Below are 11022 nucleotides of genomic sequence, written 5' to 3'. Positions count from 1 at the left end.
GTGACGGAACGCTGTGGCAGGATTACCCATTATTTACGCTCCCGGGGTCGAACGCATCCCGCACCGCCTCCCCGACGAAGACCAACAGCATCAGCAGGCCGCCGAGCACGGCGAAGGCGGAGAGGCCTATCCAGGGGGCGTGGATGTTGGCTTTGCCTTGGGCGAGCAGTTCGCCGAGGGCGGGGGAGTCTGGGGGGAGGCCGAAGCCGAGGAAGTCGAGGGACGTGAGGGTGGTGATGGAGCTATTCAGGATAAACGGCAGGAACGTGATTGTCGCCACCATCGCATTCGGCAGGATATGGCGGAACATGATGCGCGCGTCCGAGACGCCAAGCGCCCGCGCGGCTTGGATATAACTCAGATTTCGGCCCTTCAGAAATTCCGCCCGCACCACGTCCACAAGGCCCATCCAGCTAAAGAGCAGCATAATGCCAAGCAGCATCCAAAACGTTGGCTCAACAAAGCTCGCCAAGATGATGAGTAAATAGGTCAGGGGCATGCCGCCCCAGACTTCCATAAAGCGCTGCCCCGCGATATCCAGCCACCCACCATAGTACCCAAGCAGCGCTCCCACGCAGATTCCGATCACCGCGCCAATGCCCCCTAGGGCCAGCCCAAAGAGCACAGACAGGCGGAAGCCGTAAAGAAGCCGGGCAAAGACGTCGCGCCCGCTGTCGTCGGTTCCAAGCAGGTTCTCGCGTGACGGCGGGGCCGGAAACGGTTCTGCTACTGAGCGGTTGATGGTTTGGTAGTCATAGCGCACCGGCGGCCACAGCATCCAGCCATCGTGCTCGATAAGGTGCTGCACTGCTGGGTCGCGGTAGTTCGCTGGCGTGGCCAAAGCGCCGCCATAGGCGGTCTCCGGCTGCGGGCAGACAAGGGGCACGTGTATTTCGTCCTTGTAGACAACAAGAAGCGGAACGTCATTGGCGATGAGCTCTGCGCAGAGGCTTACGGCAAAGAGCGTCAGGAAGATGCCAAGGGCCCACTTTCCGCGTGAATTTCTTTTAAATTTTGCCCAGCGGGCCGCCTGTATAGGACTCAGTTCGAATCGAAACATCATGAGCCTCTGGAATTGACCGCGCTAAAATCAATACGCGGGTCGACGAATGTATAGGTGATGTCGCTCACGAGCTTGATGACCAACCCAAGCAGGGTTGAGATATAGAGCGTCGCAAACATGAGGGGGTAGTCACGCTGCATGGTGGCTGCAAAGCCCATCTGGCCCAGTCCGTCCAGCGAGAAAATAACCTCGATAAGCAGGGAGCCGGTGAAGAACATGCCTATGAACGCCCCAGGGAATCCCGCGATGAAGATGAGCATGGCATTTCTGAAAACATGGCCGTAAAGCACGCGGTTTTCAGTGAGGCCTTTGGCCCGTGCTGTCACCACATACTGCTTGCCGATTTCATCCAGAAAGCAGTTGCGCGTCAGCAGTGTTGTCCCGGCAAAGCTGCCAATGACCATGGCCAGCACAGGCAGCGTCATGTGCCATGCATAGTCCAGAATCTTTGCCGCAAGGCTCATGTCATCAAATCCAGACGACACCAGCCCGCGTAAGGGGAACAGGTCCCAGTAGCTTCCGCCCGCGAAGAGGATGACAAGCAGGATGGCAAAGAGAAACGTCGGCACAGCGCTGGCCGCCACCACGGCAAAGCTTGTCCATGCGTCAAAGGCCGACCCTGCGCGGATGGCCTTCCGGATGCCGAGGGGGACCGAGACAATGTACGAAATGAGTGTGGTCCAGAGGCCAAGGGAGAGCGATACGGGCAGCTTTTCACGCACCAACTCAAGGATGGACTTGTCCCTGAACAGGCTGTCGCCAAACTCGAAGCGCGCAAAGCCGCTCAGCATCATCCAGTAGCGCTCTATCAAGGGTTTGTCGAAGCCGTAGTACCGCTTAATCCGTTCCTCCAGCTCTGGGTCCAGCCCCCCGTCAGCGCGGTAGGTCCCCATATTGTCCAGCGAGCTTTGCACGACGTGAATTTCATCCTGTCCGCTTGCTCCCGCCCGTTCCAACAGTGCGCGCTCCTCCCCCTGAATACGGGCTAACATCTGCTCCACAGGGCCACCGGGGCACAACTGAATCACAAAGAAATTCAGTGTCAAAATGACAAAAAGTGTCGGCACCACAAGCGCGAGACGCTTAAGGAGATAGTGCATCATAAGCCGCCGTCCTCCTGCTCGGCGCTTTCGCACCACCATGTGTTGATGCCAAACGCATACCGGGGCAGACGCTCTGGGCGCTTCAATCCTTTCCAATACGCAATGCGGTAGACGTTGGATGCGCCGGTTGGAATGACATACTCGCCCCATAACAGAACGCGGTCCAACGCACGGCACGCCGCGACACGCTCGGTACGGTTTGGGGCGCTGATAATCGCGTCAACCAAAGCGTCCACCGCCGGGTCGGCAAGACCGATGACATTTCGGCTTCCCTCCATGTCTTTGGAGGACGAATGCCAGTAGAACCGGAGCTCCCGCCCCGGGCTGAGAGTGTGCCCAAAGCCCATGGAAATCATATCGAAATCAAAGACCTTGCCCTTGCGCATATACATGGCGGTGTCCGCAACGAGGATGGAAAGCTCAATGCCGAGCCGCTCCAGATTGCGGGCAAAAGGAAGGGCCACGCGGCGTATGGACGCAGAGTCCGTCAGGAGCTGAAACCGAAAGGGCCGGCCTGTGCGCCCGTCCACAAGAACGCCGTCACGAAGGACGTACCCTGCCTCTTTGAGAAGCTGGGCTGCGCGGAGCAGATTGTGGCGGTTGAAACCGTTCACGTCTGCAACTGGGAACGTGTGCTCTGTGGTAAAGACTTCTTCAGGGAGGTCGGCCCGAAATGGCTCTAAATAGCGCAATTCCTCAGGCGTCGGCAATCCTGCTGCGGCAAGCTCCGAGTTGGTAAAATAGCTTGTGGTACGCGGATACGCATTCCAATAGAGCTGTCGGTTGACCCATTCGTAGTCAAACGCAAGAACAATGGCGCGCCGGACGCGTCTGTCCTGAAACATGGGGCGGCGGGTATTAAAAAACAGCCCTTGAATGCCTAGCGGCTGGGCATGGCGGAAACGCTCCATGACAATGTCGCCGCGGTCAAAGGCAGGGCCGGCATACAGTGTCTTCCAGTTCTTTGCCGAGTGCTCCTCGCGGATGTCGTAGTGTCCGGCGCGGAAGGCCTCCAGCGCCACGGTGGCATCACGGAAATATTCATACCGGATTCTGTCAAAGTTGTAGTGCCCGGCGCAGATGGGGAGGTCTTTGGCCCAGTAGTCTTTGACCCGTTCGTAGACGATGTTCTCCCCCTGCGAATAGGACGCAATCCGGTAAGGGCCACTTCCGACAATTGTCCCCATCATCGTATGCGCGCGGTCTTTCTCCTTCCAGAAATGCTCGGGGTATATGGGCATCCTGCTGGCGATAAGGGCCACTTCCCTTTTCGCGCCCGGTGCGAACTCGTAGCGAACCCGCCGTTCATCAACAGCTTTCACAGCGGTAATGTCCGAAAAAAAGCGCTGCAGGGTGCTGCCAATATTCTCCATGGTCGCAGTATAGGAAAAGACCACATCGCGCGCCGTAATCGGCACGCCGTCATGGAAGCGCGCTTTGGGATGAATTGTGAATTCTATCCACGAACCGTCATCAGGTATGATGATGCTGTCTGCGACAAGGCAATATTGCGTAAAGGGTTCGTCATGAGACGTTGTGGTCAGGCTGTCATGGAGGAGTCCAAAACCTGATGGGAGCTCACCTTTGGGGGTGAACGGATTCATGCTTGTAAACGTGCCTATGGCGTGCATACGAACTTCCCCCCCCTTTGGCGCCTGTGGGTTGGCGTAAGGAACGTGGGTGAAGTCCGCTGGCAGTTCAGGCGCATCGGCAAGCGTTAACGCATGGGTTACGGTTATGCCTTGTGCTGCCCATATCCGGTGGGGAGTGAGCGTGAATGCCGCAAACGCCACTGCGGCGCAGCAAATAGAAACAAAACGGTACGTCACAAAATACTCCAAGGCCCCGGCCTGCAACGAATCGGCAGGCCGGGGCGCTCTACGTCCTAAAACTCGTAGGAAACAGCAACCTTGATATTCTGGCCAACATCGTACCCGCCCGCAGAATTGCGGTAACGGACGTCAAACAGGTTATCCACGCCGAGATCGACCCGGAATCCGTCAAGGTCCGCAATGCGTGGCGTCCATGTCAGCCCTATGCCGTGAACGGTGTAGGGATTGTAGACGATGGTGTCGTCGCTAAACATGCTGGACGTCTTGTAGGTGCCCACAAATCGGGACTTCCAAAAGACGTTGAGATTGTGCTGTGGCACGTCGTACCCTGCCCGCAGGGAGAACTTTTCCGGGCTCCCGCCAACACGGTCGCCGGTGTCCTCGTCCCAGCCCAAGGTCTTGCCGTACGAGACGGAGAACGAGGCATTTGCCACGGCATATTCAGCTTCAACCTCATAGCCGAAGCGGTGCGCGCTGTTGATATTAACGCTCTGGTGGTGAATTTCGCCCATGGGCGGAGTCGCGAAATCTTTGACCATCTGAGGGGCGATGAGGTCGTCCACATCCTCACGGAAGTACGTCGCCTTCAGATGGAAAGGATCATTGTCTGTAAAGACGCTCTCAAAGCCCATGTTAAAGCCCATTTCCCACGTTTCCGCCGTTTCCGGCTCGAGATCGGGATTGGGCAGCACCCGAACCGTTCCCCACGGCATAGCATGATCGATGGCAAAGTAGATTTCATCCAAAGACGGCGGACGGTAGGACTGGGCATAGGTGCCGTAGACTGACAGCCACGGGAGCACCTTCACCTGCGCGGTGAACTTGGGCGTCACCTTGCTGTCCTCCTGATCATCCGCAACGCCCGAGTCGGACACCCGGCTGTATGAGGTGAAACGAAGCGCCGGGATCAGGGTCACGCGGTCAAAGAGTGTTATTTCATCCTGCACGAACAGACCAAAATCCTCGGCCGTGGCATCGGGGCGTGACGGGTCTGGCTTGCCGAAGTCCGTTCCTTCCTGGTGGTCCTGGTAGTAGTCCACGCCATACGTTACAGCGTTGTGCACGACATCGCCCATGCTAAAGCGCGACGTATTCTGCAAGCTGCCACCGTACGAAGAGAATTCATCCTCCAGCTCACGCATATCATTGATGAACTCATTGGTCCGCCATTCGCTCTGAAGCGTGGCGCGCAGGTCCACCCACTGCATATCGTCCGGGCGAAGCTCATACGTACCAAGGAGGCGGTGCTGCTCTTCGGTATGCGTGCTGCTGTTGCGACTTGCGGCAAAGCGCCCTTGCGAGAAATTATAGGACGCAGACACATACTGATCACCCGTCGGACTGGCCGAGACCTTGAACATGCCGGAACGCGAAAAGCCGTTGCGGTATGCGGTATCCCTCGTGGGTGATGGATTGGTTGTGTGGACATCCCCAAAGTCGCGGTAGACACCTTGACCAAGGACATCCCACACCCCCTGCCTGCCGTAGAGCGCCGCGGAACTGACCGTCTGGCTTAAGCCGGACTGATAGCCAGCCTTGAAGCGCGCACCAAAGTTCTCGCCTGGTTCCAAAAGGTCCGAGGCGTCCTTTGTCCGCACCGATATAACGCCGCCAATACCTCCGCTGCCGTGCAGAACAGACGATGGTCCGCGCAGCACTTCCACTTCCTTGAGCATTTCGGGGTCCGCAATTAACGGCGAGTGCCCGATGCCGGACTGCGAGGAATAGTTTTGCCGCGCGCCATCAATTTTAAAAAGAGTCTGGTCGGCATCCAGTCCGCGCAGCGATGGTTTTTGAATAAACGGATTCGTAGGGTCCGAAAATTCAACGTTCGGCATACCCTCTAAGATATCGCGCAGAGTCCGGGCCTGCTCCTGTTCAATGCGCTCAAGACCATACCCGACAACTGAGGCTGGTGCGTCCGCCGCGCTGCGCTCCGTGCGGGTGGCGGAGATGACCATACGGTCAAGCGTTGCTGTCGGGATGGTGGCGTTTTCTTCCGCCGTGCCCGCTGCGCTCTTTTCTGTGGGCGGCGTGTCGCCTGATGCCATGGCCGTTCCGGCTGCGATAAGCACAGCCAGCATGAATGCCGCCATCGTGGCGGTAAATTTGGACGTCATATTCCCTATCTCCTTACGAATGTCCGAGAAAGAAAAGCGCTCTACCGTTATCGCGACAGCGCCTCTTTCCAGAGACGGAACGTCTCAGGAAAACGCAGAGGCTCTGCGCTGCAACAGTGGGGCAGGGAATAGACTTCGTACTGCTTGAGTGCGGGAACGGCGTCGCGCAAGTGAGGATCGGCGGCCACAGCATCGCGCAGAGCGCGTTGGCCGACCAAGGGGTCTCCCGTTAGGGCGATTGTATCCGGACGCGTGGCGGCAAGATCCAGCGGTCCATCAATGATTTGAATGCCATCCATAACGATTTCCGTTTCTGGCGAAACTTGCGCCGCTCCGGCATTGACGCAACCAAGTGGGGCAAGAATGCTCTGGTCGAGGTGGCACCCCGGCGTTTCGAGAAGAAGGTAGCGCTCTGGACGCTGCGGATTGGTGATACCTAGCAGTACAAGCACCCGGCGCCCCAACATGGGCTGCTCCGCGTAGACGGATTCCATGTCGCGCTCATAGGCGACAGCCAGTTTCTCGGCAGCCTTCTCACGCCCGAAGACACGTCCGGCCTCGCGTATGGCGTGGGGCACTCCCTTTGTGAAGTCGATAATCTCGACATTCAGGCCATTCTCCCGAAGCTCCGGAGCTATACTTGCGGGGTTGGGGTCGCTGTCGGTATGGGCGATGACCACGGATGATATGTTCATGCGTCGGTAGGCGGAATAGAGCAGCTTTCGCTTGGGCCCCATCACGCACAGGATGCATTCCAGCTGTTTGGCAAAGGGGAAGGCGGTCTCCACCATGGGCATCTGTCCGCCAATCATTCCCTTGGCGTAACAGCCAAGCGCCCGCGCCACGTCGGCAACATTATCGCCAATAAAGAGAGAATCACAGAGTGTTGGGCCTGTAGACATTATTCCTCCTGAATGCTCTTGCAATGATTTTGATTTTCATAATCAGCAAACAGCGTGCCAGAAGGCAATACGCAAAAAGCCAGCACCAGCAAGGGTTTTGCGACGAGAGAAGACGAACGGGAGAATTCAGATTGGGAGCTTTTCTTCCCGTTTTGCACACAAAACGCCTCCTAGCCCATGCCAGCCCAGCGCTCTCAGCATGTGGGGCCAATCCACCCCATGGCGGGGCGCTATTCTCCCACCTTCCCTTTTCGCTTCAGAGAGTAGCGCTGCATCTTATCGTAGAGAGTGCGGCGGTCGATACCAAGGCGGCGCGCAACGGCTGTGCGTTTCCAGCCACTGGCATCCAGCTCCTTGCGCAGGATGTCCTTTTCCACAACGCCAAGGCGGGACTTGAGGGTGCCGTAGGTGGGCGGCTCCTGCGGATGTTCCTCAGGAAGGCTTTGCTCCGGACCTACAAGCTCCGCAGGAAGCTCGCCGAGGGTGGCGTAGCGCATGGCCACGTTGCGCAGTTCGCGGACATTGCCTGGCCACGGATAGTCCATAAGCCGGGTCAGCGCCTTGCCCGGGATGGGCTGGGTGCATTCGGCTTGCTCAAGAAAATGCCCAAGAAGAAGGGGGACATCCTCCCGGCGTTCGCGCAGCGGGGGAATGGTGAGGGGCAAGATGTTGATACGGTAATAGAAATCGCGGCGCATGGCTCCCTTGGCGACCATCTCGGCAAGATTGCGGTTGGTGGCCGCGACGATGCGGATATCCGGTGTCAGCACCCGCGCGTCACCAACAGGAGAAAAACCGCCGCCCTCAATGGCGCGCAGGAGTTTCACTTGTATGGGCTGAGGAATCTCTCCAACTTCATCAAGGAACAGCGTTCCCCCGTCAGCCTGCTCAAGAAGCCCGGCGTGGGAACGGTCTGCACCAGAAAAGGCTCCCTTGCGGTGGCCGAAGAATTCGCTCTCCATCAGGCAGTCCGGTATGGCGCCACAGTTCACGGCGATGAATGGGCGGTGTGCCCGCGCGCTCGCAGTATGGAGGGCGCGGGCGGCAAGCTCCTTGCCTGAGCCGGACTCACCCTGAATCAACACACACTCCGAAGACGTGGCAGCCTTGCGAATGGTTGCTATCACCTCCCGAACGCCACGCGACCGCCCAATGATGCCCAGCTCCACAAACTCGCCAGCCGCCGTGGTCGGTTCCTGATTGGCGGCGCTCTCCACCAACGCCTCAAGCGCTGAAGCCTCGAAAAGCACCCCTTCAATGTGGGCAAGATTTCCATCCACATCATAGACACCGCGCCCCGTATCTATGACGTACACATCCTGCCCTTCGTCCGTCCGCAAAAGGTACCGAAAGGCATATGACGCCCGGCGGCGCTCGGCATCGGCGATGGTGGCCCGGTAGCGCTCCACGTCGCGTGGATGGACCATCTCCTCAAAGGACAACGGCGCCCCATCCATCAGGTGCGCCGCATGGGTCCGCAAAAGGGGCAAGTAGCCATCATCCACATGCAGCAGCGTAAAGTCAGGCGCGGGCGCGCGTTTGTAGCCGGTGCCCCGGACACCTGATGCAGGCACAACACAGCTCGCCTCCCGCGCACCGGGACGCCCTGCCAGTGAGACGGGGCGGTAGAAGCTCGCGGTCAGGCGCTGGCCCCCAAGGGTGAGCGAGAAGCTTTTTGCAAGGAGCGGCGAGGCGTCGTGATCCTGTAACGGAGAGAGGACATCAACGCACCATCCGTCGGTCCCAAGCCGCCTTTGAGCCTTGCGTGAAAGTGGCGCGTGGTGCTGCCCAAGGTGCGGAAACGGACGCGGGGCCGTGCTGGCCAGCTGAAGAAGCGAATTCTGCTTTGTCCCGGGGACAATGCATACAATCGGCGCCCCGCCGCCATCATGCAAAACGCCCCGCTCTCCAAATACGCCAAGCAGCCCCGCAAGGCGTGCGGCGCTGGCATGAACGCACGTGCGCGGCGCGGAAGTCTGCTCCAAAAGAAGAAGCACGCCGGTGGACCGAAACGCCGCAAGCCCGCACCGAACACTCTGAAACCGCCAACACGCCGCCCCAACGCGGAATGTTGTCGCATACGCCGAAACAGTGTGAGACAAGGCAACATGACGCCTCAGCGCCGGATACGCGCCTAAGGCATCGTCAATGGACGCCCCAACGCTCAGCGCATCGCTCAATCCTTTGGGGAGCCGCTCCGGTCCGGCGATATGCCGGACAAGACCGTCCATATCCATGTACACAGCCCCAAAACTACAGGGCCACAGGGCGCCCCCGGGCGGACTTGGATGAGAGGGGAAAACAGTGTTCTGCATGAGGTGGTACCGATTGCGCGTTTACAATTTGAAAATGACTTTGAATTTCTTTCTCAAATACGCGTCAATAGGCAATTCCGGCGCTGATGTCCAGTGGAGGGGGTTGCCCTCGCGCCCGCCCCGCCCTTAGGCAATACCATGATAAACCTTGTCCGGTGCCCAGGGCTGGAGTCCGCAGAAAGCGAGCCGCCGTGGTTTTGCGTTATGATGAAGGACGACACGGACAGGACGAGGCCTATCCCTCTTCCGGTGGGCTTGGTGGTGTAGGCAGTTGCTCCTGCAAGACAAAAGCGGCTTTCTGACTGTCCACTCTTGTCTGGCTGGAGCACCACCAGCGAAGCTGTACCCCACAATCTGTCCGGGGACGAACTGAGGAGGTCAGACGACACCATTGCCCCCCCTGCCGCAGAGCCAAGAGGGGGAACGGCCGCCTTCCACTACGACGTTCAAAAAAGAGTCGCGTCTCTAACCAAAGCCCGACACGCCATACCCTCCTCCAAAAGCGCCTCACTGCCCTCATTTCCGTAGGGGCACGGGCAAGATCGACGTTCGGGACTGGGAGGCGTAGTTTTACCGTACGGGAAGATGTATTGACTTACATGTCAATGAACGTCTCGTTCCCGTACGGGAGAATTTCCATGACCGACGATAAAAAGACCTCACCAACCTCAACGCCTGATTTTTCGCCTCGTCCATATTGAGTTTCGCGCACTCTGCCGCATCGCATATGAGGCCGTTCTCCTCAGTATTTCAGGAGTCTCGACACATGGCCGCCCCGCGCGGGATAAAGGCCCTCCCTCGGTGAGTCCTCATAGAGTGCCTTGCTGCCCCTCGCTCTCAATGAACCACGATGAAAGTTGAAGAAAGGTAGCCCCCACCAAGAGCCATACAAAAAGCCCCTGCAGAAGACTCCGCAGGGGCTCTCTTTTCACATTACCGGAGTATTAATCACCGATAAACAGCAGCGATATTTCCGGGATATACGTTACAGCCATCAGTACAAGAATCATCAGGCCGAGGATGGGCAGGACCTGTCTGGACACGTCCTCCAGCTTCACCTTGCCCACACTGGACGCCACGAACAGGTTGACGCCGACGGGGGGCGTGATGAAGCCGATGGCGAGGTTCACAACCATGATGATGCCGAAGTGGACGGGGTCCACGCCGACTTTGACCACGATGGGCAGCAGGATCGGCACCAGAATAACAATGGCGGCGAGGGCTTCCATGAACGTGCCGATGAACAGGAGCAGCACGTTGATGAGCAGCAGGATGACAATCTTGCTGTCCGTCACGCCAAGGATGAACGAGGCTATCTTTGCGGGCACCTGTTCCACGGTCATCACGTAACCGAAGATGGTCGCCATAGCCATCAGTACGATAACAATGGCGGACGTGGAGCACACGTTCATGAACGCGTCCACAATGTTGTCCTTATTCAGCCCCTTGTAGATGAACAGGCCGACGATAAGGCCATAGAATGCGGCCACGGCGGCGGCTTCCGTCGGCGTCATCAGACCGCCGTAGATGCCGCCGAGGACGATGACCGGCACCATCAGCGCCAGCTTGGCATCCCAAAAGGCCTTGCAGATGGAGGCGACAGAGCGTTCCTTCTGTTCACCCATCCAGCCGTTCTTCTTGGAGTACCAGTAGCTGAACAGCATCAGCACGAGGCCGGTCAACACGC

The 11022-nt window shown here is 58.3% G+C and carries 8 protein-coding genes; all 8 read right to left on the bottom strand.

All coding sequences use genetic code 11. The features are described from left to right. Positions 1–22 precede the first annotated feature (22 nt). Complete coding sequence (locus ACY69P_RS08970; protein ID WP_462327226.1) at positions 23–1063, bottom strand: ABC transporter permease; 1041 nt, start codon at positions 1061–1063, stop codon at positions 23–25. Next, positions 1060–2166, bottom strand: coding sequence for a microcin C ABC transporter permease YejB (locus tag ACY69P_RS08965; RefSeq protein WP_462327225.1), 1107 nt, complete (start codon positions 2164–2166; stop codon positions 1060–1062). The genes ACY69P_RS08970 and ACY69P_RS08965 overlap by 4 nt, the downstream gene beginning before the upstream one ends. Then, complete coding sequence (locus ACY69P_RS08960; RefSeq protein ID WP_462327224.1) at positions 2163–3797, bottom strand: extracellular solute-binding protein; 1635 nt, start codon at positions 3795–3797, stop codon at positions 2163–2165. Before ACY69P_RS08960 ends, ACY69P_RS08965 begins: the two co-directional genes overlap by 4 nt. A gap of 254 nt (positions 3798–4051) precedes the next feature. Beyond that, positions 4052–6118 (bottom strand): TonB-dependent receptor domain-containing protein, encoded by a 2067-nt coding sequence (locus ACY69P_RS08955; protein WP_462327223.1) that lies wholly within the window; start codon positions 6116–6118, stop codon positions 4052–4054. Between the two features lie 47 nt (positions 6119–6165). Further along, positions 6166–7020, bottom strand: a complete 855-nt coding sequence (locus ACY69P_RS08950; RefSeq protein ID WP_462327222.1) for a substrate-binding domain-containing protein — start codon at positions 7018–7020, stop codon at positions 6166–6168. After that, positions 7020–7178, bottom strand: a complete 159-nt coding sequence (locus ACY69P_RS08945; RefSeq protein WP_462327221.1) for a hypothetical protein — start codon at positions 7176–7178, stop codon at positions 7020–7022. Before ACY69P_RS08945 ends, ACY69P_RS08950 begins: the two co-directional genes overlap by 1 nt. A gap of 72 nt (positions 7179–7250) precedes the next feature. Next, positions 7251–8594 (bottom strand): sigma 54-interacting transcriptional regulator, encoded by a 1344-nt coding sequence (locus tag ACY69P_RS08940; RefSeq protein ID WP_462327220.1) that lies wholly within the window; start codon positions 8592–8594, stop codon positions 7251–7253. Between the two features lie 1685 nt (positions 8595–10279). Further along, on the bottom strand, positions 10280–11022 hold a 743-nt coding region (locus ACY69P_RS08935; RefSeq protein ID WP_462327219.1), incomplete at its 5' end, for a TRAP transporter large permease.

Source organism: Desulfobaculum sp. (assembly GCF_054921475.1).
The sequence above is the reverse complement of the archived record's forward strand: the minus strand, read 5'-3'. Positions and strand labels throughout refer to the sequence as shown.

Excerpts from the sequence above, each read along its gene's own strand:
- ACY69P_RS08970 (WP_462327226.1), bottom strand. The coding sequence starts at position 1,063 with ATGATGTTTCGATTCGAACTGAGTCCTATACAGGCGGCCCGCTGGGCA.
- ACY69P_RS08965 (WP_462327225.1), bottom strand. The coding sequence starts at position 2,166 with ATGATGCACTATCTCCTTAAGCGTCTCGCGCTTGTGGTGCCGACACTT.
- ACY69P_RS08960 (WP_462327224.1), bottom strand. The coding sequence starts at position 3,797 with ATGCACGCCATAGGCACGTTTACAAGCATGAATCCGTTCACCCCCAAA.
- ACY69P_RS08955 (WP_462327223.1), bottom strand. The coding sequence starts at position 6,118 with ATGACGTCCAAATTTACCGCCACGATGGCGGCATTCATGCTGGCTGTG.
- ACY69P_RS08950 (WP_462327222.1), bottom strand. The coding sequence starts at position 7,020 with ATGTCTACAGGCCCAACACTCTGTGATTCTCTCTTTATTGGCGATAAT.